The following is a 23,192-nucleotide window of genomic DNA, read 5'->3' as shown; positions in this document are numbered from 1 at the left end:
GCCTTTAGGCGTGGGCGGAGCCGGTTCCGGCCGTGCCTCATTGAGGCCGCCGTGATAGGCTGATCTTCGCCTAACCGGAGATTTTCGTGAGCGGCCAGATACCCGATTCCCCGCAGACACCTCCCTCGGAGGAGGACGTTCTGCTGAAGGCGATCGCCCGCGCTGTGCAACATGCGCGGCTTGCGATCGCGTGGGAGCGGCTGTGGCCATCGCTGGCGCGGGTGTTGACGGTCGTGGGCCTGTTTCTCGCCGCCGCCTGGGCAGGCGTCTGGATGGTGGCGCCGTTTGTCCTGCGTGTCGCGGGCGTGGCGATTTTCGCCATCGCCGGTCTTGCCGCGCTGGTGCCGCTTGTTCGCTTTCGCTGGCCCGCCCGCGAGGAGGCGCTGCGCCGTCTCGACCTCGATTCCGGCATCGCTCATCGTCCTGCGACCGCGCTGACCGACACGCTGAAGTCGGAAGACCCGGTAGCGCTCGCATTGTGGAATGCGCAACGCGCGCGCATGCGTGCCTCGCTCGACCGCATCCGCGCGCGGCTGCCGTCGCCAGATCTGCCACGCCACGATCCGCTGGCGCTGCGCGCGGCGGCGATCCTGTTGCTGATCGCGACCTTCATCGCTGCGGGCGACGAGCGGACCGCGCGTTTCATGCAGGCCTTCGACTGGAACGGGATGTTCTCGGGCACTCCGGCGCGAATCGATGCCTGGGTCGATCCGCCGCCCTACACCAACCGTCCGCCAGTCGTGATCTCCGGTCCGCAGAAGGCAGCTTCCGCTGAGGAGCCGATCTCGGTTCCGGCAGGGAGCACGCTGATCGTGCGCGCCAGCGGCGGTTCGCTCGATGTCAGCCTGAGCGGCGGTGTCGCCGCTGCGGCCGAGACCGGGGACGCGCCGAAGAACACCGACGAGCGCCGCTTCACCATCGCAACCGATGGCAGCGCGCGGGTCCGCTCGCCGTCCTCGCTGCCGCAATGGTCGTTCAAGGTCATTCCCGATCATGCGCCGACAATTGCGCTGGCGAAGGACCCCGAGCGGCAGGCGCATGGTGGCTTGTCGCTGTCCTACAAGCTCGAGGATGATTACGGCGTCACGCAGGCGCAGGCGCATATCGCGCTTCGCAATTCGGATGACGATGGCACGCCGGAAAAGGCCACCTCGCCACTGTACGATCCGATCGCGTTCGCTTTGGGCTTGCCGAGCGCGCGGACGAAAACGGGTGTCGGTCAGACCGTGAAGGATCTGAGCGAGCATCCTTATGCGGGTGCGGAGGTCAGGCTGACCCTGACGGCCAAGGACGAAGCCGGCAACGAAGGACGCAGCGAGCCCTTCAACATGCGGCTGCCGCAGCGCGTCTTCAACAAGCCCCTGGCGCGCGCCCTGATCGAGCAGCGCCGGATTCTGGCGCTTGACGCCAGCCAGAAGCCGCTGGTGATGATCGCGCTGGAAGCGCTTCTGGTCGCGCCGCAGGCGTTCACGCCGGAGTCGGGCGAATATCTCGGCCTCCACGCCGTTGCCAACCAGCTCGCACATGCCAACACGCGCGAGGCGTTGCGCGGCACGGTGGACAGCCTGTGGGCGCTGGCGGTGGCGATCGAGGACAAGAACGTCACCGATGTCGAAAAGGCGCTGCGCGCGGCACAGGATGCGCTGAAGCAGGCGCTGGAACGCGGTGCGAGCGATGAGGAAATCAAAAAGCTCACACAGGATTTGCGTGCGGCGCTGAGCGACTATCTGCGGCAACTGGCGCAGCAGTTGCAAAAGAATCCGCAGGAGCTTGCGCGCCCGCTCGACCGCAATGCGCGGGTGATGAGTGAGCAGGATCTCAAGGGGATGATCGATCGCATGGAGCGTCTGGCGCGTTCCGGCGACAAGGAAGCCGCGCAGCAACTGCTCGAACAGATGCAGCAGATGCTGGAAAACCTGCAGATGGCGCAGCCGGGGCAGGGCGATCAGGATATGCAGCAGGCGCTCAACGAATTGAGCGATCTCGCCCGCAAGCAGCAGCAGTTGCGCGACAAGACCTATAATGAGGGACAGAATTCGCGTGACTCGCGCCGTGAGCAGCAGGAAGGCCGCAACGCGATGGGCGATCTGCAGCGTGAGCAGCAGAACTTGCGTGACCGCCTTCAGAAGCTGCTCGACGGCATGAAGCAGAAGGGCATGATGCCCCAGCAGGGCGGGAAACAGCCCGGTGAAGACGGCGAGTTGAGCGAAGGAAATCCGCTCGGCGACGCTGACAACGCGATGGGCGAAGCGGGAGGCCAGCTTGGTCAGGGCAGCGCAAATGGTGCGGTGGATGCGCAGGGCCGCGCGGTCGAGGCGTTGAAGAAGGGCGCGCAAAACCTCGCGCAGCAGAATCAGGGCGACGGCGAAGGCCAGCAGGGCAATCGCTTCGGTCAGCGTCAGAGCGGCGGGCAGGACACCGATCCGCTCGGGCGGCCGCTGAAGGGGCGCGATTACAGCGACGATCAGAGCGTGAAGATTCCCGGCGAGATCGACGTGCAGCGCGTCCGCCGTATTCTGGAAGAACTGCGGCGGCGGCTTGGCGACTCGTACCGCCCACAGATCGAACTCGACTACATCGAGCGTCTCTTGAAGGACTATTGAGCCGGTCGCGAGGCGAGCGCGTCGGCGACCGCTGTGCGAATGTCGGCGATCGCAAACGGTTTCGTTACCACGTCATGGACGATGGCCTCGAGGCCCGAGGCGCGCTCGCGCTGGTCGGCGAAGCCGGTCATAAGCACGATCGTAAGCTTCGGGTAGTCGCGCGCCACCGCGAGCGCGAGCGCGATGCCGTCCATCACCGGCATCTTGATGTCGGTCAGCAGCAGGTCGAATGCGCCATTGGCGCGGGTGATGATGTCGAGCGCTTCCGCACCGTCCTGCGCGGTGGTGATGTCGTGTCCGTCCATCGCGATGGCGCGCGCCACGAGGAGGCGCATCGACTCCTCGTCGTCAGCGATCAGGATTTTCGCCATCAGGTTGCCCCGGCTCCGATATCCCGGCGCTGGAAGAATCGAACGGCGATTTCCCGGCCTTCGGCTGGCGGCGAGGCGAGGCGGGACTTGAACGCCAGCCGCTCGTTGGCCTTCAGCACGGGCTGCTCCAGCACGGAATTCCATGCGTAGATGTCGGTGCCGTTCTGGTCGCGGACAATGAAGCGCAGGCGCGGCAGTTCGACCGGCTTGCGGGTGATGTTCTTCATCGCCCCCTGAATCACCAGCACTGACTTGCCGTTGACCATCTCCGAGGAGAGCTGAAGCTTGTCGAACTCAAGCCCGCGCAGATTGACGCCGAGCCCGGCTATTTTGAAGAACGGTCCGGTCTGCGGCATCAGTCGCACGACATCGGCGCGCCAGATGATGAGGCCAAGGCAGACGGCCGCCATCGCTGTGCTGGTGAAAGCCAGGCTGACCTTCGGCGGCCGCAGGTGCGGCACGCCCGGAATGCGGGATGTGATGCCGGACAGGAAACGGGTTTGCAGCATCGGTTGCAGCGGGCGCAGCAGGCTTTGCAGCCATTCGGGCCTGCGGGATGCGCGAGGTTCATCCTCGCCATCGGTTGCCTCGTGAGAAGCATACTCATCCTGCCAGTCCGCGGCGATGGACGGACTTTGGACGTGAGGGGTGTCCTCCTCACGGACCGGCGTTTCCGCCGCCAGACCCCAGCCCGCATCGACCTCCTCGAACGGGTCCGGCCCCGCCATCGCGGAGGCGGATTCCGGCTTCGCGAGCCAGGTTTCGCCGCAGCGCGCGCAGCGGACATTGCGGCCGGCGGCGCCGAATTTGGACGAGTCCACGTCGTAGAATGTCGTACAATGGGGACAGATGATCTGCATAAATCGAATCGCCGAGAATGAGCCGCCCGCAGTCTATGCGGCGTCCGTTAACGAATCGGAAACCATAACGGCCCCAAGACTGGTCCCAAGACTGGCGACAGATATGTCCCTGTTTTGCGGCGGAATTGTTCCCGCCATGGAATTCGCGCCCTTTTCCGAACGGAGCTGAGCTTGGTCCGATTCGAAAATGTCGGTTTGCGCTATGGGCTTGGTCCGGAGGTGCTGCGGGATCTGACGTTCCAGATACCGGCGCATTCCTTTCAGTTCCTCACCGGCCCCTCCGGTGCGGGCAAGACCTCGCTGCTGCGGATGCTGTTCCTGTCGCTGCGCCCGACGCGCGGCCTGGTCAACATGTTCGGACAGGATATCTCGCTCCTCGACAAGAATGCCATCGCGCGGCTGCGTCAGCGCATCGGCATCGTGTTGCAGGATTTCCGCCTGCTCGATCACATGACGACGTATGAAAACGTGGCGCTGCCGTTTCGCGTCATGGGCAAGGACGAGTCGAGCTATCGCCGCGAGGTGATCGACCTGTTGAAATGGGTCGGGCTCGGCGAGCGGATGGACGCATTGCCGCCGATCCTCTCCGGCGGTGAGAAGCAGCGCGCGGCCATCGCGCGTGCGGTGATCGCGCGGCCGCAGATTCTGCTCGCCGACGAGCCCACCGGTAACGTCGATCCATCGCTGGCAAGGCGGCTGCTCAATCTCTTCATCCAGCTCAACAAGACCGGAACCGCCGTCATCATCGCCACCCACGATATTGCCTTGATGGATCAGTATCAGGCACGCCGCATGGTCCTTCATGAATCCAGGCTGCATATCTATGAGTAGGCTTTTCACTCAGGTGCACCGCCGTGACTGATGCGAACTACCAGACCGAGGATGATGGGCCGGCGCGCAACGTCTCGCCGATCGTGCCGCGCGGCTCGATGTCCGGCCGCGCGCTGGTCGCGGTGGTCGCGATCATGACGTTTCTCGCCTCCATCACCACCGGTGCGGTGTTGCTGGTGCGGGCGTCCGCCGCACAGTGGCAGTCGGATGTCGCAAGCGAAATCACCGTCCAGTTGCGGGCGACCTCCGGCCGCGACATTGACCGCGACGTCAAGGCGGTGACCGATGCCGTACGCGCGCAGCCCGGCATTGTCGATGCGCGCGCCTTCACCAAGCAGGAATCCGCCAAGCTGCTCGAGCCATGGCTCGGCACGGGCTTTTCCATCGACGACCTGCCGGTGCCGCGCATCATCGTGGCGCGGGTCACGCCGGATGGCTCTCTCAATATTGCCGATCTGCAGAAACGTCTCGTGGCGATCGCGCCGTCTGCCACGGTGGACGATCATCGTGCCTGGATCGAACGGATGCGCTCGATGAGCGGCGCGATCGTGCTGGCGGGCACGGGCGTTCTGATCCTTGTGATCTTCGCCACCGTGATTTCGGTGTCGTTCGCGACGCGCGGCGCGATGTCCGCCAACAGGCCGATTGTCGAGGTGCTGCATTTCGTCGGCGCGCAGGATCGCTTTATCGCCAACCGCTTCTTCCGGCACTTCCTCCAGTTGGGGCTCGAGGGCGGCGTGATCGGCGGTGTCGCCGCCATCCTGGTGTTCGGATTCTCGGAATCCATCGCAAGCTGGTTTTCCGGCACGCCTGCGGGCGACCAGTTCGCGGCGCTGCTCGGCACGTTCGCGCTGCCGGCATCCGGGTATCTCGTGCTCGCGGGGCAGGCGATGCTGATCGCAGCGGTGACGGCATGGGCGTCGCGCCGGACGCTGTTTGCGACGCTTGACGAGATCGATTGAAGGCGGGCTTGGGAATGATGCTGTGGGAATGATTGCGGGCGGCTGCCGGTTCGGGCATTTTGGGCGCGGGGAAACGATACGATCGGGACGGAGCGCATCACGGTCATGACCAGCAGGCCGGACCATTCGAAAATGAGCGAGGCCGAAGCGCGGGCGCGCGCCGGCGGCTGGCCGGTGACGCGGTTTTTGTTCTCGTTCTTCGTGATCTTTCTTGCCGGATTTGCCTGGTTTGCCTCGCAGCTACGCTCCGAGGAAAGCAAGCCAGACCGCCATGCCGATGGAATCGTGGTGCTGACCGGCGGCGCCTCGCGCGTGGCGGATGCGCTCGACCTGCTGTCGAAGGGTTACGGCAAGCGGCTGCTGATCTCCGGCGTGCACCCTGCCAATGGCGCCGCTGACATCCTGCGCGCGCAGCCGGAGAGCCAGGCGCTGCTGAAATGCTGCGTCGATCTCGACCGTTCCGCCGTCAACACCCGCAGCAACGCGACCGAGACGCGGCGCTGGGTGAAGGAACGCGGATTTCATTCTTTGATCGTTGTGACATCGAACTACCACATGCCGCGCGCCACCGTGGAATTGACGCACGCGATGCCCGACATCGATCTCATCTTCTATCCCGTGGTCAGCGAAGCGTGGCGCGGGGAGCCATGGTGGAACAGCCCCGCCGGAGTGCGGCTGGTGGCGCTTGAATACGTGAAATATCTGGTTGCGCAGGTCCGCGTGCGCCTCGCGGCGTTCGGCATCAATTTTCCCGAATGGGAGGAGCAGCCCGCCAAAAGCGGTGCGGTGTCCAAGCCGTCGGCATCGGCCGGTTGATGCGCATGACGAAGTTTTCGCTGTTCGTGCGTTCGCTGGTCTACAACATCGTGTTTTATCTCAACACGATCCTCTGGTGCGTGATCGGCCTGCCGACCTACGCGATGCCGCGCTGGGGCATTATCTGGATCGCCAAGACATGGGCGCGCACCAGCGCGTGGCTGCTCACGCTGATCTGCAATGTGAAGGTGGAGTATCGCGGCGTCGAGAATATCCCCGAGGGGCCTCTGCTGGTCGCCTCCAAGCATCAATCCGCGTGGGAGACCTTCGCATTGATGCCGTTCTTCGATCAGCCGCTGTTCATTCTCAAGCGCGAGCTGACGCGGATTCCGTTTTTCGGCTGGTATCTCGTCAAGGCGCAGATGATAGGCCTTGACCGCGAGTCGGGCGGACGCGCTCTGCTGAAAATGATGAAGAACGCACGCGATCAGGTCCAGCGCGGGCGGCAGCTCATCATTTTTCCCGAGGGCACGCGGCGTCCGGTCGGTGCCCCGCCGGATTACAAGGTGGGCGTCAGCCAGATCTATGTCGGTTGCGGCGTCACTTGTCTGCCGGTGGCGCTCAATTCCGGCCTGTTCTGGCCACGCCGTACTTTCCTGCGTTATCCCGGCACGCTGGTGGTGGAATTCCTGAAACCTATTCCGGCAGGGCTCTCGCGCGACGAATTCACCGCGCAGGTCTCGTCCGCGATCGAGGATGCGAGCAACCGCCTGATCCGGGAAGGGCGGGCGGAGCAGGAGCGCATCATGGGATTTTCCGCGCCGTAGCGCGGATCATTCCGCTTCCTGCAGCGGCGCTTCGTTTTGTAGCAGCGTGACCAGACGGTGCAGTGTTTCGTCGTGGCAGCCGCGGGCTTCCAGCGTTTTCACCGTCGAGATCACGTAGTCGCGATTGGCCCCGGAGGCGCCGTGGCTGTGCGCGACATAGTGTAACTGCTGCTCCACCGTCAGCGCCCCCGCATATTGCGGGTGGCTGCGATCGACCACGAAAGCCAGCGCCTGAACTCGTTCACGGGCATCGCTTTCGATCGAGACCGAACGCAGAACCTCGCGGTAGACGCCGGTGATCTGCTCGCGCTCGCGCAGGTAATCGAGTGTCACCTTGCGCAGGCTCTCCGCCACGCGGAACACGGTGCCCTGGCAGGTGCCGCCACGGTCGAGCCCGAGCACGAGGCCCGGCCGCTCCGCCGTGCCGCGATGATGGTGCGAAAAGACACATAATGCGCGGTGTTCGCCGATCAGCCGCGCGGGAAATTCAGCGATGTAGTCGAAGCCGGGACGCCACATCAGCGATCCATAACCGAACACCCACAGGTCCCCCTGGGGCAGGTCTTCGTCGGGAATGGGTCTTATCGCCATGAATCGCGCCTTCTTGAGTGAATCATCATATCTGTTCGACTGGACTTCAAGACCTAACGCGGCAATGAGTGTCTTTCATCCGCCGGATTTGAATGCTCTGGGACCGCCTATGATGACTTATGCCGAACCACGCGCTCCTTTGCCCCGCCGCCGCCGGTTATGGCCGGTTTTTGTTCCGTCCGCGCTGCTGCTGCTTGCCGCCATCGGCTGGAGTGGATTCTGGTTCTATGCCTCCCATGAGGTCGACGCGCAGTTCAAGGGCTGGCAGGCGCGTGAGGCGAAATCCGGCCGGATTTACGATTGCTCAAAGCGTGATGTCGGTGGTTTCCCATTCCGCTTCGAGGTGCGCTGCGTCGATCCGGTGATCTCGCTTACGGCGCAGACCGCGCAGCAATTCGCCACCAAGACACCACTGACAGCCAAACTCAGCCAGATCCTCGCCGTCGCCCAGATTTACGATCCGACCCGCGTGATCGCGGAATTCACCGGGCCGGTGACGGTCGGCGAAACCGGCCAGCAACCGTTCGCGACCGCCAACTGGAGCCTTGGCCACGCCAGTGCCGCAGGCCTGCCGTCACTGCCGAAGCGCATTTCCATGGAGTTCAACGATCCCGTCGTCGAGCGGATCGTGGCGGGGGTGACCGCGCCATTTTTCAGCGCCAAGCATCTGGAGTGGCATATCCGGCTGGTGGAGGGCGAACTGAACGATCATCCGGTGATCGAGAGCGTGTTGCGCAGCGAGGGCGCCAGCGTGCAGGACGTCCATCCGGTGCTGGCGACGCCGTTTGACGAAGCCATTCATGTGAAGCTGCGCGGGCTCAACGATTTTGCGCCGAAGCCGTGGCCGGAGCGGTTTCGCGAAATTCAGGCCAATGGCGGCGGCATCGACGTCACCGAATCGCGCATTCAGCAGGGCGACACCATCGCGGTGGCGGCGGGTACCCTCAGCCTGACGCCAAGCGGCCATCTCGACGGCCAGTTGCAGATGACGATCGCGGGTTTCGAGAAGATCGTGCCTGCGCTGGGTCTTGAGAAGGCTCTCGCTGAAGGCGCCCCGCCGTCGAACGTCGCACCGGGCGTCTCGACGCAGGACGTCAACAAGGTGATCGATTCGCTCGACCGGATCATTCCGGGGCTTGGCAAGGTTGCGCGAAAGAACGCCAATGCGGGACTGATCGCGGGGCTTAACCTGATCGGCCAGCAGACCACGCTGGAAGGCCGCCCCGCGCGGGCGATCACGCTGCGGTTCATGGACGGCGCGCTGCTGCTCGGGCCGCTGCGCGTGGCGCAGACCCCGGCGCTGTTCTAGGCGATAAGATTATTTCGACGGTGCCGGTGTCGCCGGTTTCGCATCCTGCGGGAGCCTTTCCGTCGGGCGGCCGAAATTAGCGCCGGACGAATCCTGGCCAAGATTGACGATGCCGCGCCGGATCGCCCGCGTGCGGGTGAAATGATCGAACAGCGCCTCGCCGTCACCGTGGCGGATGGCGCGGGTGAGCTTCGACAGGTCTTCCTGGAACGTGCCGAGCATCTCCAGCACCGCGTCCTTGTTGGCAAGGAAGATGTCGCGCCACATCGTAGGGTCGGACGCCGCGATGCGCGTAAAGTCGCGGAAGCCGCCCGCGGAGAATTTCAAAACTTCCGCCTCCGTCACCTTCTCCATGTCCTCGGCGGTGCCGACGATGGTGTAGGCGATCAAGTGCGGCAGGTGGCTCGTCACCGCGAGCACCAAGTCATGATGATCGGGTGACATCGTCTCCACATTGGCGCCGATGGTGCGCCAGAGAGTTGCGAGCTTTTCGACCGCAGCAGCATCCGTGTCCGGCAGCGGCGTCAGGATGCACCAGCGATTGATGAAGAGTTCGGCAAAGCCGGAGTCGGGACCGGAATCCTCCGTGCCCGCGACCGGATGGCCCGGCACGAGATGAATCGTTTTCGGCAAATGACTTGCCATTTCGCGCGTCACCGGGCCTTTGACGGAGCCGACATCTGAGACGATCGCGCCAGCCTTGAGATGCGGCGCGATTTCAGCGGCGACTTGGCCCAGTTTTCCGACCGGCACGCAGATGATGACGAGGTCGGAATCCGTCACGGCCTCGACGTTGCTCTGCGCCACGCGGTCGCCCAATCCGATCTCGGCGGCGCGGGCGCGGATGGCGGCGGCTCCGTCCGTCACGACCAGTTCATTGGCGAGATGGAGCTGCTTGATCGCGCGTGCAATCGAGGAGCCGATATGGCCGAGCCCGATGATGGTGATGCGGTTGAACTGGATCGTGCTCACGCTGCACCCATGAATTCGCGGAGCGCCTCGACGACGAGGCGGTTGGGCTCCTCGGTGCCGACGCTGAGCCGCAACGCCTGCGGCAGTTTGTAGGCCGCGACCGCGCGCAGGATCAGTCCGCGCTTGGTGAGAAAAGCATCGGCATCCGCCGCGGTCTTGCCCGGTGTGGAGGGGAAGTGGATCAGGATGAAATTCGCGGCACTCGGCGTCACGGTGAGGCCGAGACCTGAAATTTCGTCGGTCAACCACGCGCGCCATTTTTCATTATGCGCCTGCGCCGCCTTGTAGTGCCCGGTGTCGGCGAGCGAGGCGATGGCCGCCTGCATCGCGGGGCCGTTGGCGTTGAACGGGTCGCGCACGCGGTTGACGACGTCGATCAGGTGCGGCGGTCCGAAGATGAAGCCGATGCGCACGGCGGCGAGGCCGTGGATCTTCGAGAAGGTCCGCGCCATCACCGTGTTGTCGGTTTCCTTCACGAGTTCGATGCCGGCCTCGTAATCGGCGTTCGAGCAGAAATCGGCGTAGGCGGCATCGAGCACCAGCAGCGTTTGCGGCGGCAGATTTTTGCGCAGCCGGCGCACTTCCGCGGCGGTCACGTAGGTGCCGGTCGGATTGTTCGGGTTGGCGAGCCAGACGATCTTGGTGCGCGGGGTCACGGCCGCGAGAATCGCGTCGACATCGGCGGCGAAGTTTGTCTCCGGCGCGACGACGTTCGTGGCGCCGTTGCTCATGGTCGCAATCGGATAGAGCAGGAAGCCGTGCGTGGTGTGGATCGCCTCGTCGCCGGGGCCGAGATAGATGTTGGCGATGGTGTGCAGCAATTCGCCCGAGCCGACGCCGCAGACGACATTGGCGGGATCGATGTTAAAGGCGCGGCCGATCGCCTCGCGTAAGAGCCGCGCGGAGCCATCCGGGTAGATTTCCAGCCCCGTAGCCGTCCGGGTAAAGGCCTCGATGGCCTTCGGTGAAGGACCCAGAGCCGCCTCGTTCGCCGACAGCTTGAACACGCGCCCATGCATGCCCGCGCCACTCTTGCCGGGGACGTAGGGCGCGATTTCAAGGATGCCGGGTTTCGGCATGGGGCGGGACATTGTTGGCTCCAGAGACTTCAAGGCGCGGGCGTGCCGGGCGATGGCACCCTATAGCGCGTTGCGTGGCCGCCGACGAGAGCGGAGGCCCGCACGGCTGCGCCTGCCTCGGTCAGGGCAGATATGATCTTTTCGATCCCATCGGTGTGAGCGACCGAGACCAGCAGGGCGGCGGTGCCTGATGAGGCATCCGCGACCGCCAGCACGTCGGACAGCGGCGAGAGGGCGCGCGCTGCGGCCGGGCTCCAGCCGCTGACGTGCAGGCTCCATGTCTCGATTTCGGTCACCAGTGCATCGTCCGCCACGCGGGAGATGACGAACACCGGCATCGCAGCCGGATGGTCGGCGCGCTCGACGAACGGCAGTCGCGCGATGATCTTCGGCGCGCCCGGCTGTTCGAGGACGCTCCACCACGGCGTCTGGCTCGATGTCGCCGACACCAGCGCGAGGTCGCCACGCGATTTCGCGACCGCTTCGACGGCGGCACCCGCGTTGAAGTGGGCAAGGAACGGCACCGTAAAACCAAAATGGAAGCGCGCGCTGTCGCGCATCGCGCTTTCGCCCGACGACAGGTCGGCATGAACGGAGAACGGCGCCTGCACATAAGTGAAGGTCGAGATGATAACGCGCCAGATGCTCTCCACGGTGTCGAGCGGCAGGATGCCGTGATGCCGCGTCACGAGGCGGCGCATCATGTCCGCCTCGCGCGCGGGACGAAACGCGGAGCCGACCTCCTGGGTCTGCTTCACGCGGATCAGACGGTCGATGATATCGCCGCGCCGCATCAGCAGCGTATGCACCTGCTCGTCGATCGTATCGATCTCGCGGCGCAAATCCTGAAGTGAAATGGGTGAGGGTGTATCGGGCATGGAAAGAGCTTTCGCAACGAAGGTTCTGATTAGAAAAGACGGTGCCTGAAAGCAAAGAAAACCTTCACGCTAAGGGGAGTTTAGCGGCCTCCGCCTTGATGGAGCTCCTTGACGGAGGGGTGGCGCAGGACTATTTTTGCCTTGTTCCGTGGTCATTTGAGCCGGCCGGCTTGCAGCCACGTTAAAGAATTCGCTAAACAGGCCGGGGACATCTGGATCCCGGCCGAACAATTCGTTCAGGCCGGTTTTTTTGGGCCTGAAGGTCTGGAGATACGATGTCCGACGTTGCAAGCCGACAACCGGTCGGCAAAAAATCTACGGTCAGCGAAGAGCGCGCGCGCGAGGCGGATCATCCGTCGTCGCAGCTTGTTGTGTTCGGCGCCGACAAGCCGCTGCATCTGGATTGCGGTGTCGATCTTTCGCCATTCCAGATCGCCTATCAAAGCTACGGCACGCTCAATGCCGACCGCTCCAACGCGATCCTGATCTGCCATGCGCTCACCGGCGACCAGCATGTGTTCAACACGCATCCCGTCACCGGCAAGCCGGGCTGGTGGCAGACGCTGGTGGGGCCGGGCAAGCCGATCGATACCGACCGCTATTTCGTCATCTGCTCGAATGTCGTCGGCGGCTGCATGGGCTCGACCGGGCCGTCCTCGACCAATCCCGCCACCGGCAAGCCGTGGGGGCTGGATTTTCCAGTCATCACCATTCCCGACATGGTGCGCGCGCAGGCGATGCTGATCGATCATCTCGGCATCACCAAATTGTTCGCGGTGGTCGGCGGCTCGATGGGCGGCATGCAGGTTCTGCAATGGGCGACCGCGTATCCCCAACGGGTGTTCGCGGCACTTGCGATCGCCTGCGGTGCGAAGCATTCCGCGCAGAACATCGCTTTCCATGAGCTCGGCCGTCAGGCGGTGATGGCCGATCCGGATTGGCGGCAGGGACGATATTTCGAGCATGGCACGCATCCGCGCCGCGGCCTCGGCGTCGCGCGCATGGCCGCGCACATCACGTACCTGTCGGACGCGGCGCTGCATCGCAAGTTCGGCCGCCGCCTGCAGGATCGGGACGAGCCGACCTTCTCGTTCGACGCCGATTTCGAGGTGGAAAGCTATCTGCGCCATCAGGGCTCGTCGTTTGTCGAGCGCTTCGATGCCAACTCCTATCTCTATCTGACCCGCGCAATGGACTATTTCGACATCGCCGCCGACCATAACGGCGTGCTGGCAGCGGCGTTTCTCGGCACGCGGACGCGCTTCTGCGTGATCTCGTTCACGAGCGACTGGCTGTTTCCAAGCTCCGAGGCGCGCGCCGTGGTGCACGCGCTGAACGCGAGCAGCGCGCGGGTGTCCTTCGCCGAAATCACCACCGACAAGGGGCACGATGCATTCCTGCTCGACGAGCCCGAATTCTTCGCGATCTCGCGCGCGTTCCTGGAAGCGGCCGCGAGCACGCATGGTCTGAACAGTGTGAGTTGATATGAACGCGCCTGAATTTTTCCGCCCAACCGCGCAGCTCCCCAAGGTCGACGGAGTCCGGGGGGACCATCTGCTGGTAGCCGAAATGGTTGCGCCGGGCTCCAAGGTGCTCGATGTCGGCTGCGGCGAGGGCGATCTTCTGCAATTGCTGGAGGCGCGCGGCGTCGATGGGCGCGGGATCGAGCTGTCGCGCGAAGGCGTGAACAGTTGCGTCGCCAAGGGCCTTGCGGTGGTGCAGGGCGACGCCGATACCGACCTCGACAGTTATCCCGACGACTCGTTCGATTACGTGATCCTGTCGCAGACGCTGCAGGCGACGCGGCAGCCACGCAAGGTTTTGGAGAATCTGCTGCGCATCGGCAGCCGTGCCATCGTGTCGTTTCCGAATTTCGGGCACTGGCGGATGCGGCTGCAATTGCTGATCGGGGGCCATATGCCGCGCACCGAGAACCTGCCGGCGACGTGGTACGACACGCCGAATATTCACTTCTGCACCATCAAGGATTTCGTTCAGCTCTGCGACGAGATCAATGTCGGGATGGAGCGTGCGGTCGCGCTCGACCTTTATGGAAGGCCGTTGCGCCTCAATGCGCCGTGGTGGTTCTGGAATATGTTTGGCGAGCAGGGCGTGTTTTTGCTCACCCGGCGCAATTAATCTGAGCGGCTAAAATAGGGCATTTCCGCGATTCTTCCGGTTTTCGTCGACGGAAGTGCCCCCAGTGTGCCCGCATGGCGAATACCTGTCATGCAGGTATGAATTGTGCCGTTTTCTCGCCACATCGAAAGGGGTCTTACGCGCCATGTCGCGCTGCACGCGCGCAATGTATGCGTAAAGGAACCTTCGAAGAATGAAACGACCCACGACTCTTCCGCCGTTGCGTCTCGCAGCTCTGGTCATGTGCACCGCTGCGGTTGCGGCATTCTCCAACCCGGCCGAGGCGCGTCCGCGTCATCACGCCAGGCATCACGTCGGCCAGCATCACACCTCCAAGCATCATGCTCATCGCCACCATGTGCGCCACAGCGCGCGCTGGGGTGCATTCCGCGCGCAGGCGCAGCAATTCGGCGAGACCAATGCATCGATGGACTCCTCCGGTGGTTTTGGCGGCGGCTTCGGCGGCTCGAACGTCGTGGCGGAAGCGCGGAGCTTCATCGGTAAGGGCAATCCCACCGGACGCTCGCGCCTGTGGTGCGCGCGCTTCATGAACATGGTTTTGCAGAAGACCGGTCATAAGGGCACCGGCTCGGACATGGCCAGTTCTTTCGCGCGCTATGGTCATCGCGTTTCGGGGCCTCAGGTTGGCGCGATCGCGGTGATGAGCCGCCGCGGCGGTGGTCATGTCGGTGTCGTCAGTGGCATCGATGCCAAGGGCAACCCGATCATCATTTCCGGCAATCACGGTCATCGTGTCGCCGAGGCGACCTATTCGCGAGGGCGCGTCTACGCCTACGTGATGCCGTCGAGCTAAGGAATTTCGATTCGGTCGCCGGGTGCCACGTCGCCCCCGGCGATCACTTCCGCATAGACGCCGCAATGGGTGTGGCCGAAACGGTCCATCAGCGTCTTCGGAATGTTCATGTCGCGCTCCGTCGTCACGGGATCGACATTGGTTGCTGCGCACCTCACGATGTTGCGCGTCACGCGCAGGCGGACACGGCCGATGCGAATGTCCCGCCCCATCGATTCAAGCTCGCGCCATGCGGGCCATCCTTCGACATACAGATTGGCGCGAAAGCGCAGCGGGTCGACCGGCTGCCCAACCGCGTTCTCGATCTCGGACACGCTCGCCAGATTGACGATCGACACCACCTTGGCGGCGACGTCGGAAAAGCTGTGACCCGGCGCTTCGAGAATCTTCGGCGGCCTCTTCAATTCCTTCGTGAAGTTCGCGGCGAAGAAATCCTCGATTGCCACTCGTCCCGCAGCGGTGGAGAGGTCGCCGCGCGCCACCTCGACGTTGTTGTAGGCGATGCGCAGGGTGGTGCTGGAATCGTCGAAGCGGCTGCGCAGGGCGGCCAGCCGCTCGTCCCGCATCAGCATCAGGAAGCGGATTTTCGGAAAATGCTTCGGGTGCGCGGGGTCGAAATCGAGCGCGCCGTTGGCGATGGCATAGCGCCGGTCGGCCGGCACCGTCTGCCCGACGGCCAGCGCGGCCCCAGTGAGCGGTTCGGGGGAAAGCCCCTTGACCGGATAGCGGTAAAGACTTTTGAGCGTGCCTTGAGAGGGATCAAACATATCGCTTTTTAACGGAGGTTCTGGCCGCGCGCCAATGACGCCGAAATTTGATCTGGCCCCTTTCACAAATAGCCCTGTGGTCCCACATTGTGGCCAAGCCGGGCGCTTTCCGGCCCGCGTCCGGCTGGCTGCGGCTAGGCCGTACGTAACCCAATGAAGATGCCTTCGCCGTGCTTTCGAGGCGGCGGGGCAGGCTGAGGGAAGGCCATCGAATGAACGTTGAAAAATATACCGACCGCGTGAAGGGGTTCATCCAGTCCGCGCAGTCGCTTGCCCTGCGGGAAGGGCACCAGCAATTTTCCCCGCTCCATATCCTGAAAGTTCTGCTCGACGATCCCGAGGGGCTTGCGGGCGGTCTGATCGACCGCGCGGGCGGCAACTCGCGCGCCATTCTTCAGGCAACCGAGCAGGCGCTCGCAAAACTGCCGAAAGTCTCCGGCGGCGGTGCGGGTCAGATCTATCTCGCGCCCGAGACGGCGCGGGCTTTTACGGCGGCCGAGCAGGCCGCGGAGAAGGCAGGCGACAGTTTTGTCACCGTCGAACGCCTGCTGCTGGCGCTGACGCTGGACAAGGACAGCGAGGCCGGCAACTTGCTCGCCAAGGGCGGCGTCACGCCGCAAAACCTCAATGCCGCGATCAATGCGCTGCGCAAAGGCCGCACCGCCGACAGTGCGTCCGCGGAAAACGCCTATGACGCGCTGAAGAAATATGCCCGCGACCTCACTCAGGCCGCGCGCGAGGGCAAGCTCGACCCGGTGATCGGCCGCGACGAGGAAATCCGCCGTACGATTCAGGTGCTCTCCCGCCGCACCAAGAACAATCCGGTGCTCATCGGCGAGCCCGGCGTCGGCAAGACCGCCATCGTGGAAGGTCTCGCACTGCGCATCCTCAACGGCGACGTGCCGGAAAGCCTCAAGGACAAAAAACTGTTGTCGCTCGACCTCGGCGCGATGGTCGCCGGTGCGAAATATCGCGGCGAGTTCGAGGAACGGCTCAAAGCGGTGTTGCAGGAAGTGACGTCCGCCGAGGGCGGCATCATCCTGTTCATCGACGAGATGCACACGCTGATTGGCGCGGGCAAGGCGGACGGCGCGATGGATGCATCCAACCTGCTCAAGCCGGCACTGGCGCGTGGCGAACTGCATTGCATCGGCGCGACCACGCTCGATGAGTATCGCAAGCATGTCGAGAAAGACGCGGCACTGGCGCGGCGCTTCCAGCCGGTGTTCGTGTCCGAGCCCACCGTCGAGGACACGATCTCGATTTTGCGCGGCCTCAAGGAAAAATACGAACTGCACCACGGCATCCGCATCGCGGATTCCGCGCTGGTGGCTGCGGCTACGCTGTCGAACCGTTATATCACCGATCGCTTCCTGCCGGACAAGGCGATCGATCTCGTCGACGAGGCCGCGGCGCGGCTGAAGATGCAGGTCGATTCCAAGCCGGAAGAACTGGATTCGCTCGACCGCGAAATCATCCGGCTCAAGATCGAGCAGGAGGCGCTGAAGAAGGAAACGGATGCGGGCTCCAAGAGCCGGTTGCAGACCCTCGAGGGCGATCTGGTCGATCTCGAGAAGAAGTCCGCCGACCTGACCTCGAAATGGCAAGCGGAAAAGAGCAAACTCTCCGACGCCCAGAAGCTGAAAAGCGAACTCGAGCAGTTGCGCACCGAACTCGCCAACGCCCAGCGCAAGGGCGAGTACCAGCGCGCGGGCGAACTCGCCTATGGCCGCATTCCCGATCTGGAAAAGCGGTTGGCGGCGGTCGAAGTCACCGAAGACCCGTCGATCGACGAGGCGGTGACGGCGGACAGTATCGCGCAAGTGGTGTCGCGCTGGACCGGCGTGCCGGTCGACAAGATGCTGGAGGGCGAGAAGGACAAGCTGCTGCGCATGGAGGACATGCTCGGCAAGCGCGTTATCGGGCAGGCGCAGGCGGTGCGCGCGGTCTCGACAGCCGTGCGGCGCGCGCGCGCGGGCTTGCAGGACCCGAACCGGCCGATCGGCTCGTTCATGTTCTTGGGGCCCACCGGCGTCGGCAAGACCGAACTGACGAAGGCTTTGGCCGAGTATCTGTTCGACGACGAGACCGCGCTCGTGCGCATGGATATGTCCGAATACATGGAGAAGCATTCGGTCGCGCGGCTGATCGGCGCGCCTCCGGGCTATGTCGGCTATGACGAGGGCGGCGCGCTCACCGAAGCGGTGCGGCGCAGGCCGTATCAGGTCGTGCTGTTCGACGAGATCGAGAAAGCGCACCCGGATGTGTTCAACGTGCTGTTGCAGGTGCTCGACGATGGCCGCCTGACCGATGGTCAGGGCCGCACCGTCGACTTCCGCAACACACTGATCATCATGACCTCGAACATCGGCGCGGAATTCCTCGTCAACCAGCCGGAGGGCGAGGACACGGGCGCGGTGCGCGATCAGGTGATGGGCATGGTGCGCACGCACTTCCGTCCCGAATTCCTCAACCGCATCGACGAGATCATCCTGTTCCATCGCTTGCAGAAGAGCGAGATGGGCAAGATCGTCGAAATCCAGTTCAACCGGCTGCGCGGGCTCCTGGAAGATCGCAAGATCGACCTCGTGCTCGACGCCAAGGGCCGCGACTGGCTGGCGGAGAAGGGCTGGGACCCGGCCTATGGCGCGCGCCCGCTCAAGCGCGTGATCCAGCGCAGCGTGCAGGACCCGCTGGCCGAGATGATCCTTGCCGGCGATGTGCGTGACGGCGCGACCGTGAAGATTTCGGCCGGCAAGAGCGGCCTGACCTTCAACGGAAAGGCGGTCGGCGAGGACGCATCGGATCTCGATGAGACGCCGAAGGCGAAGCGGGTGCTGAACTGAACGTGCCGGTCGGCCCTAGCAGGTGACACTGAAAAGCCCGGCTTGAGCCGGGCTTTTTTATTGCGGGAGGGGCTTGCCTAGCGCGTGCTGACCGCGGAGGAGATCGGCGGCAGGCTTGGGACGCGATTGGCGGGCGGCTGCGTGACGACCGGCTGGTTCTGCGCCACCTTCGGTGCGCTGCGGCTCGCCATCATCGCGTCGATGCGGTCGCGCTCGCTTTCGAATGCGGTGAGCATGCCACCCTCGAGCGAGCGTCCGCGCGGCAGCTTCACGCGCATCGGGTCGACGAAGCGGCCGTTGACGAGAATTTCGTAGTGGACGTGTGCGCCGGTGGACATGCCGGTGGAGCCGACGAAGCCGATCACCTGGCCCTGGCGCACGCGCTTGCCCGGCTCCATGCCCTTGGCGAAGGCGCTCATGTGGCCATAGGCCGTCTCGTAACCGTTGGGATGCTTGATGCGGATATATTTGCCGTAGCCGCCTTCCCATTCCGCTTTTTCGATCACGCCGTTGCCGGAAGCGAAGATCGGCGTGCCATAGGCGGTGGCCCAGTCAACGCCGGTGTGCATCTTGGTGAAGCCGAGGATCGGATGGCGGCGGCCGCCGAAGCCGGAGCGCATGATGGCGTTGTTGACGGGTTTGCGGACCAGGAATTTCTTCGCGCTCTTGCCGGTGTCGTCATAGTAATCGACGCCGCCGTCGTCGGGGGTCTGGAAGCGATAGTATTTTTTGGTTTCGCCGCCGGTGGTCAGCGCGGCGTAGAGAATTTCGGGCTTTTCGCCGGCAGCGGGCGTCTCGTCCTCTCCGGCGAAGAACACCTCGAACGAATCGCCGGCCTGCACCTTCCTCTGGAAATCGACATCGTAGGAGTAGATGCGGACCATGTCGTCGATGACCTGCTGCGGAACCTTGTCGCGCAGGGCCGTCTCATAAATGCTCTGGTAGAGGCGAACGCCAGTGCCGTCATCGTCCTCGTCGTCCTCGTCGCTCGCATTGGAAGCCGTCTCGGTCGAGGCGTTGAAGCTCTGTACGTCGACGGCAACGTATTTGCCGAGATCGGACAGCGCAGCGACGGCTTCGATGGCGGTTTCGTTGGCGACGATCACGCGCACGGGCTGCAGCGGCAGGTTTGGGCCGGCCGGCGCCATCAGGATGCGCAGTTTGAGACCCTCCCGCAGGCCGCCATCGCGGCCGCGGGCGCCAAGCTGGGAGGCGATGGCATGGGCATCGCTGGCGCTGGCGCCTTCGTCGCGCAGGATCGATTCGACCGTCTCGCCCTTCTTGACGACGCGCACCCGCTCGGCGGCGTCCGAACCGCCGGTGGCCTGCGCGCGGGTCTTGGCGAGAAGCGTGACGTTTTCCGGCACCAGACGGGCCTCGAAGCCGCGATAGGGATCGATGCTGCCTTCCGAGGCATAGGCCATCTTCAGCCCGGAGGAACCGTTATAGGCGTAGCGAACGCCGGAATTGCCGCGCCAGTTCGAGGCATTGCGGACCTGATTCAGCACTTCTTCCGCAGGCACGGTCGCTGCGATCTTCGCATGCGGCAACACGCTGCCGAGATCCCGCATCACGAACGAGACCTCCGCGTCTGGTTCGGCGGCGGCACCTGGATTGCGGGAATCGTCACTGTCGGAGGCTGTCCGGCCGACATCGGTCAGCATGCGCTGGGCGTCGAAAGGGGGCACCTTGGAGGCAAGGTCGGTCGAGGACAGCGTCAGGTTGCCGGCGATCCGCACGAACGGGCGCACGCGGACCACCTCCCGATTACCGACCTTGGCGACCATCGAAACCTTGATGACCTGGCGTGCCGCTGCGGCCTCGCTCGGCGGCGGCAGGCGGTCGCTCTTGCGGGCGACGGCATTCTTGTCGGCACCGCCGAATGCGCCGCGCAGCGCGGTTTCCACACGCTCGGGCACCTTGGCGAAGGTGGTCTCGCCGTCGAGGGACGCGAAAACGGCGCCGCCGATCAGGGCCGCGCCGCAAAGACCTGTGAGAATGGTGCCGCTGAACCATTGGACGGAGACGCTGCGGCGATCGATGACGGCGGCTTCCGTGCCGTCGACCGACAATGGCGGTTCGTGGCCGAGATCGATCGGCGCGGAACGTCCGTATTGTCCGCCTGTCGTCCTGTGATGCAAGCCGTGGTCCCCAACTGGTCTGTTCAGCGGGCCGAAAGTGCCGCGCTCAAGCTCGTCCGGTCGATCCGCCGCCCCCGCGGGGAGACACAAGTGATAGCCGAAAACGCCGATCTTCGAAATATGCCGGTCAGGGCCGACAATTTCTGTGCCCAGAACGTCCGAGGAATGTGGCTCAAGTGCGGCGTGAGGCCTCTGCAGGCCAATCAATTCAGGGGCTTCTTGAATTTTGGTGCGTTGCGACGATTTCTTGACATTGTCGTTGACAAGCGACGAGAGGGCGGCCTATAACCCGCCCACTCCGGTGCGGCGTTGCTTGACCTTCGGGCGGGCAGGACGGCGCACCCTTGAGGTTCCTCATTCCGATGAGTGAAGTAACAGCCGATAGTTGTCGGTTGTTATTTGGCGTCGGAAGGTCCTTAATAGAGAGTTGGGACTTCGGTCCCGGGCTGTTTGACAAGTAAAGATGAAGAAAGAGAAACGTGGACGGCGGAGTCCTTGCGGGTCTCGTAATTGAAGGCTTCGGCTTTCAGTTCGGGACCGGACGAAAGACTTCGGCGGTACACGTTTCAAAGGTTACACCATCGTTGTCAGCGATGTGAATCGCAGACAGCTGTTAGCTTTAGTTCGCAAGAATTGGGCTAACAAAAAATGGTGGGACCTCGTCAAACGTTGTGATCAGCCGGTTCAAAGTTCAAGTCCAACTTGAGAGTTTGATCCTGGCTCAGAGCGAACGCTGGCGGCAGGCTTAACACATGCAAGTCGAGCGCCGTAGCAATACGGAGCGGCAGACGGGTGAGTAACGCGTGGGAACGTACCTTTTGGTTCGGAACAACACAGGGAAACTTGTGCTAATACCGAATAAGCCCTTACGGGGAAAGATTTATCGCCGAAAGATCGGCCCGCGTCTGATTAGCTTGTTGGTGAGGTAACGGCTCACCAAGGCGACGATCAGTAGCTGGTCTGAGAGGATGATCAGCCACATTGGGACTGAGACACGGCCCAAACTCCTACGGGAGGCAGCAGTGGGGAATATTGGACAATGGGCGCAAGCCTGATCCAGCCATGCCGCGTGAGTGATGAAGGCCCTAGGGTTGTAAAGCTCTTTTGTGCGGGAAGATAATGACGGTACCGCAAGAATAAGCCCCGGCTAACTTCGTGCCAGCAGCCGCGGTAATACGAAGGGGGCTAGCGTTGCTCGGAATCACTGGGCGTAAAGGGTGCGTAGGCGGGTCTTTAAGTCAGAGGTGAAAGCCTGGAGCTCAACTCCAGAACTGCCTTTGATACTGAGGATCTCGAGTTCGGGAGAGGTGAGTGGAACTGCGAGTGTAGAGGTGAAATTCGTAGATATTCGCAAGAACACCAGTGGCGAAGGCGGCTCACTGGCCCGATACTGACGCTGAGGCACGAAAGCGTGGGGAGCAAACAGGATTAGATACCCTGGTAGTCCACGCCGTAAACGATGAATGCCAGCCGTTGGGGAGTTTACTCTTCAGTGGCGCAGTTAACGCTTTAAGCATTCCGCCTGGGGAGTACGGTCGCAAGATTAAAACTCAAAGGAATTGACGGGGGCCCGCACAAGCGGTGGAGCATGTGGTTTAATTCGACGCAACGCGCAGAACCTTACCAGCCCTTGACATGTCCAGGACCGGTCGCAGAGATGTGACCTTCTCTTCGGAGCCTGGAGCACAGGTGCTGCATGGCTGTCGTCAGCTCGTGTCGTGAGATGTTGGGTTAAGTCCCGCAACGAGCGCAACCCCCGTCCTTAGTTGCTACCATTTAGTTGAGCACTCTAAGGAGACTGCCGGTGATAAGCCGCGAGGAAGGTGGGGATGACGTCAAGTCCTCATGGCCCTTACGGGCTGGGCTACACACGTGCTACAATGGCGGTGACAATGGGATGCAAAGGCGCGAGCCCTAGCAAATCTCAAAAAGCCGTCTCAGTTCGGATTGGACTCTGCAACTCGAGTCCATGAAGTTGGAATCGCTAGTAATCGTGGATCAGCATGCCACGGTGAATACGTTCCCGGGCCTTGTACACACCGCCCGTCACACCATGGGAGTTGGTTTTACCTGAAGACGGTGCGCTAACCCGCAAGGGAGGCAGCCGGCCACGGTAGGGTCAGCGACTGGGGTGAAGTCGTAACAAGGTAGCCGTAGGGGAACCTGCGGCTGGATCACCTCCTTTCTAAGGATGAACCTTCAGCCTGCTTCGGCAGCTATCGGTTCGTTTTAGAAACATTCAGCGGCCAACAGATCGCCAGATCGTTGAGCTGCATTGGCGGGACGCCGCCGTCTTCGTTTCTCTTTCTTCGCGGACGAACACGCGCCGGGGGCGGCGCTGAAAGCGATTGTCGCTTCAGCTTTGTGCCTCTTGCCGTTCAGGGCTTGTAGCTCAGTTGGTTAGAGCGCGCGCTTGATAAGCGTGAGGTCGGAAGTTCAAGTCTTC

At 63.2% G+C, this 23,192-nt stretch carries 18 protein-coding genes, 1 tRNA gene, 1 rRNA gene and 1 riboswitch (1 of these 21 only partly in view); of the genes, 12 read left to right on the top strand and 8 right to left on the bottom strand.

Annotated elements, in window-relative coordinates:
• The first annotated feature begins 86 nt into the window (after nt 1-86).
• The gene (locus AFIDRAFT_RS02665) at nt 87-2,603 is read left to right on the top strand and encodes a TIGR02302 family protein (RefSeq protein WP_009337511.1); all 2,517 of its coding nucleotides are present in this window, start codon (nt 87-89) and stop codon (nt 2,601-2,603) included.
• Here AFIDRAFT_RS02665 and AFIDRAFT_RS02660 read toward each other — a convergent pair.
• A complete protein-coding gene (locus tag AFIDRAFT_RS02660; protein ID WP_009337510.1) occupies nt 2,597-2,974 on the bottom strand; it encodes a response regulator in 378 nt (125 codons plus the stop codon). The genes AFIDRAFT_RS02665 and AFIDRAFT_RS02660 overlap by 7 nt on opposite strands.
• On the bottom strand, nt 2,974-3,834 hold the full coding sequence (locus AFIDRAFT_RS02655) for an MJ0042-type zinc finger domain-containing protein (RefSeq protein ID WP_009337509.1): 861 nt from the start codon (nt 3,832-3,834) through the stop codon (nt 2,974-2,976). Before AFIDRAFT_RS02655 ends, AFIDRAFT_RS02660 begins: the two co-directional genes overlap by 1 nt.
• 171 nt (nt 3,835-4,005) lie before the next feature.
• Here AFIDRAFT_RS02655 and ftsE point away from each other — a divergent pair, with 171 nt between their 5' ends.
• From ftsE to AFIDRAFT_RS02635, 4 genes are all read left to right on the top strand, one after another.
• Entirely contained in the window at nt 4,006-4,665 is a 660-nt protein-coding gene (ftsE, locus tag AFIDRAFT_RS02650) for a cell division ATP-binding protein FtsE (protein WP_009337508.1), read from the top strand.
• Between the two features lie 23 nt (nt 4,666-4,688).
• Nucleotides 4,689-5,627, top strand: a complete 939-nt coding sequence (locus AFIDRAFT_RS02645; RefSeq protein WP_009337507.1) for a cell division protein FtsX — start codon at nt 4,689-4,691, stop codon at nt 5,625-5,627.
• Nucleotides 5,628-5,732: 105 nt separating this feature from the next.
• The gene (locus tag AFIDRAFT_RS02640) at nt 5,733-6,443 is read left to right on the top strand and encodes a YdcF family protein (protein WP_009337506.1); all 711 of its coding nucleotides are present in this window, start codon (nt 5,733-5,735) and stop codon (nt 6,441-6,443) included.
• The gene (locus tag AFIDRAFT_RS02635) at nt 6,443-7,210 is read left to right on the top strand and encodes a lysophospholipid acyltransferase family protein (protein WP_009337504.1); all 768 of its coding nucleotides are present in this window, start codon (nt 6,443-6,445) and stop codon (nt 7,208-7,210) included. The genes AFIDRAFT_RS02640 and AFIDRAFT_RS02635 overlap by 1 nt, the downstream gene beginning before the upstream one ends.
• A gap of 6 nt (nt 7,211-7,216) precedes the next feature.
• Here AFIDRAFT_RS02635 and AFIDRAFT_RS02630 read toward each other — a convergent pair whose 3' ends face one another.
• Entirely contained in the window at nt 7,217-7,801 is a 585-nt protein-coding gene (locus tag AFIDRAFT_RS02630; RefSeq protein ID WP_009337502.1) for a gamma-glutamylcyclotransferase, read from the bottom strand.
• 112 nt (nt 7,802-7,913) lie between these two features.
• Between AFIDRAFT_RS02630 and AFIDRAFT_RS02625 the strand changes: the two genes are divergently transcribed.
• Nucleotides 7,914-9,110 (top strand): DUF2125 domain-containing protein, encoded by a 1,197-nt coding sequence (locus tag AFIDRAFT_RS02625; RefSeq protein WP_502685471.1) that lies wholly within the window; start codon nt 7,914-7,916, stop codon nt 9,108-9,110.
• Between the two features lie 9 nt (nt 9,111-9,119).
• Here the strand turns inward: AFIDRAFT_RS02625 and AFIDRAFT_RS02620 are convergent, their stop codons facing one another.
• The 3 genes from AFIDRAFT_RS02620 to AFIDRAFT_RS02610 are packed head-to-tail and all read right to left on the bottom strand — an operon-like array spanning nt 9,120 to nt 12,039.
• Nucleotides 9,120-10,082, bottom strand: a complete 963-nt coding sequence (locus tag AFIDRAFT_RS02620; protein WP_009337499.1) for a prephenate/arogenate dehydrogenase family protein — start codon at nt 10,080-10,082, stop codon at nt 9,120-9,122.
• Complete coding sequence (gene hisC, locus AFIDRAFT_RS02615) at nt 10,079-11,173, bottom strand: histidinol-phosphate transaminase (protein WP_009337497.1); 1,095 nt, start codon at nt 11,171-11,173, stop codon at nt 10,079-10,081. Before hisC ends, AFIDRAFT_RS02620 begins: the two co-directional genes overlap by 4 nt.
• Before the next feature lie 17 nt (nt 11,174-11,190).
• The gene (locus tag AFIDRAFT_RS02610; RefSeq protein WP_009337495.1) at nt 11,191-12,039 is read right to left on the bottom strand and encodes a chorismate mutase; all 849 of its coding nucleotides are present in this window, start codon (nt 12,037-12,039) and stop codon (nt 11,191-11,193) included.
• 138 nt (nt 12,040-12,177) lie between these two features.
• Nucleotides 12,178-12,257, top strand: a riboswitch (SAM riboswitch).
• A 57-nt stretch (nt 12,258-12,314) separates the two neighbouring features.
• Between AFIDRAFT_RS02610 and metX the strand changes: the two genes are divergently transcribed.
• The 3 genes from metX (at nt 12,315) to AFIDRAFT_RS02595 (ending at nt 14,992) form a co-directional block, all read left to right on the top strand.
• Nucleotides 12,315-13,523: a homoserine O-acetyltransferase MetX gene (gene metX / locus AFIDRAFT_RS02605; protein ID WP_009337493.1), complete on the top strand. Its 1,209-nt coding sequence runs from the start codon at nt 12,315-12,317 to the stop codon at nt 13,521-13,523.
• A gap of 1 nt (nt 13,524) precedes the next feature.
• The gene (gene metW / locus AFIDRAFT_RS02600; protein ID WP_009337492.1) at nt 13,525-14,178 is read left to right on the top strand and encodes a methionine biosynthesis protein MetW; all 654 of its coding nucleotides are present in this window, start codon (nt 13,525-13,527) and stop codon (nt 14,176-14,178) included.
• A gap of 193 nt (nt 14,179-14,371) precedes the next feature.
• Nucleotides 14,372-14,992, top strand: coding sequence for a TIGR02594 family protein (locus AFIDRAFT_RS02595; protein WP_009337490.1), 621 nt, complete (start codon nt 14,372-14,374; stop codon nt 14,990-14,992).
• Here the strand turns inward: AFIDRAFT_RS02595 and AFIDRAFT_RS02590 are convergent.
• A complete protein-coding gene (locus tag AFIDRAFT_RS02590; protein ID WP_009337488.1) occupies nt 14,989-15,759 on the bottom strand; it encodes an MOSC domain-containing protein in 771 nt (256 codons plus the stop codon). The two genes, AFIDRAFT_RS02595 and AFIDRAFT_RS02590, sit on opposite strands and share 4 nt — an antisense overlap.
• A gap of 212 nt (nt 15,760-15,971) precedes the next feature.
• Here AFIDRAFT_RS02590 and clpB point away from each other — a divergent pair, with 212 nt between their 5' ends.
• Nucleotides 15,972-18,605: an ATP-dependent chaperone ClpB gene (clpB, locus tag AFIDRAFT_RS02585; RefSeq protein WP_009337486.1), complete on the top strand. Its 2,634-nt coding sequence runs from the start codon at nt 15,972-15,974 to the stop codon at nt 18,603-18,605.
• A 77-nt stretch (nt 18,606-18,682) separates the two neighbouring features.
• On the opposite strand, the gene AFIDRAFT_RS02580 is transcribed toward clpB, so the two are convergent.
• A complete protein-coding gene (locus tag AFIDRAFT_RS02580; protein WP_040297748.1) occupies nt 18,683-20,746 on the bottom strand; it encodes a M23 family metallopeptidase in 2,064 nt (687 codons plus the stop codon).
• A 698-nt stretch (nt 20,747-21,444) separates the two neighbouring features.
• Here AFIDRAFT_RS02580 and AFIDRAFT_RS02570 point away from each other — a divergent pair.
• Both AFIDRAFT_RS02570 and AFIDRAFT_RS02565 read left to right on the top strand, forming a co-directional pair.
• Nucleotides 21,445-22,931 (top strand): 16S ribosomal RNA (locus AFIDRAFT_RS02570).
• A 196-nt stretch (nt 22,932-23,127) separates the two neighbouring features.
• Nucleotides 23,128-23,192: transfer RNA gene (locus AFIDRAFT_RS02565), tRNA-Ile, on the top strand; it runs 12 nt beyond the window's last position.

Source organism: Afipia sp. 1NLS2 (genome assembly GCF_000178995.1).
In the GTDB taxonomy this organism is placed as follows: Bacteria; Pseudomonadota; Alphaproteobacteria; order Rhizobiales; family Xanthobacteraceae; genus Afipia.
This window is presented reverse-complemented; position numbering and strand designations above follow the sequence as displayed.

Bases quoted from the DNA above. Each gene is read 5' to 3' on its own strand.
- AFIDRAFT_RS02640 (WP_009337506.1), top strand. From the start codon at position 5,733: ATGACCAGCAGGCCGGACCATTCGAAAATGAGCGAGGCCGAAGCGCGG.
- AFIDRAFT_RS02610 (WP_009337495.1), bottom strand. From the start codon at position 12,039: ATGCCCGATACACCCTCACCCATTTCACTTCAGGATTTGCGCCGCGAG.
- AFIDRAFT_RS02590 (WP_009337488.1), bottom strand. From the start codon at position 15,759: ATGTTTGATCCCTCTCAAGGCACGCTCAAAAGTCTTTACCGCTATCCG.
- metX (WP_009337493.1), top strand. From the start codon at position 12,315: ATGTCCGACGTTGCAAGCCGACAACCGGTCGGCAAAAAATCTACGGTC.
- hisC (WP_009337497.1), bottom strand. From the start codon at position 11,173: ATGTCCCGCCCCATGCCGAAACCCGGCATCCTTGAAATCGCGCCCTAC.
- AFIDRAFT_RS02630 (WP_009337502.1), bottom strand. From the start codon at position 7,801: ATGGCGATAAGACCCATTCCCGACGAAGACCTGCCCCAGGGGGACCTG.
- AFIDRAFT_RS02655 (WP_009337509.1), bottom strand. From the start codon at position 3,834: ATGCAGATCATCTGTCCCCATTGTACGACATTCTACGACGTGGACTCG.
- AFIDRAFT_RS02635 (WP_009337504.1), top strand. From the start codon at position 6,443: ATGCGCATGACGAAGTTTTCGCTGTTCGTGCGTTCGCTGGTCTACAAC.
- metW (WP_009337492.1), top strand. From the start codon at position 13,525: ATGAACGCGCCTGAATTTTTCCGCCCAACCGCGCAGCTCCCCAAGGTC.
- clpB (WP_009337486.1), top strand. From the start codon at position 15,972: ATGAACGTTGAAAAATATACCGACCGCGTGAAGGGGTTCATCCAGTCC.
- AFIDRAFT_RS02595 (WP_009337490.1), top strand. From the start codon at position 14,372: ATGAAACGACCCACGACTCTTCCGCCGTTGCGTCTCGCAGCTCTGGTC.
- AFIDRAFT_RS02625 (WP_502685471.1), top strand. From the start codon at position 7,914: ATGACTTATGCCGAACCACGCGCTCCTTTGCCCCGCCGCCGCCGGTTA.
- AFIDRAFT_RS02660 (WP_009337510.1), bottom strand. From the start codon at position 2,974: ATGGCGAAAATCCTGATCGCTGACGACGAGGAGTCGATGCGCCTCCTC.